This window comes from Alcanivorax sp. HI0044 (assembly GCF_001634945.1).
The window spans coordinates 1-637 of record NZ_LWEZ01001405.1; the positions used below are offsets into that span (position 1 = coordinate 1).

The 637-nt window shown below is 55.4% G+C and carries 1 protein-coding gene; it reads right to left on the minus strand.

Translation table 11 applies throughout. The features are described from left to right. Positions 1-192: 192 nt before the first annotated feature. The gene (locus A3730_RS20695) at positions 193-444 is read right to left on the minus strand and encodes a YgjP-like metallopeptidase domain-containing protein (RefSeq protein WP_363970953.1); all 252 of its coding nucleotides are present in this window, start codon (positions 442-444) and stop codon (positions 193-195) included. Positions 445-637: the final 193 nt, after the last annotated feature.

Below are 637 nucleotides of genomic sequence, written 5' to 3' on the forward strand. Positions count from 1 at the left end.
ACCCTGCGTTATGACGTTAAGTCATTTCATACTACGCCCTTATGGCGGAGACATGAAACTGCCGGCCATGGTCTTTTCTGATATTCGCGATTGATAATGTAAATGCTTGTTGAATAAAGAGGTTTTTGACGTTTTCGTGCTGTTGGAGTGGGGCGTCAGGGGGCAATCTGGTTCTTGCCGGCGGTGCCTGTGTCAGCGGTTGCGTGTGTCCTGCCAGAGAAGCCAGAGCCGGGTATCCAGTTCCAGTTGATGGTAGTCCGGCGCCATGTGCGAACAGAGCTGATAAAACGCCTTGTTGTGGTCGGTTTCTTTGAAGTGAGCCAGTTCGTGGACCACGATCATGCGCAGAAAGGCTTCCGGCGCTGCCTTGAACTGGCTGGCGATACGCAGGCTGTTATGGCTGCGTAATTTGCTGCCGTGAATGCGGGTGTGCCGGGTATGCATGCCAGGGAGCCTCTGACTCACCCCTTGCATGCTCAGCGTGACCTGAAGTGTGCAGCTGTTGTGTTTCGGCACGACGGGCAGGGTGGTTCCCTTTACTAGTGGCGAAGCGCAGCAGATGTGCGCTTCAGGTCTCGCCCTACGGGGCTTTCAGGCTGGTCCGCACTCGTTGTTGCCCTTTCTCGACAGGCAACCA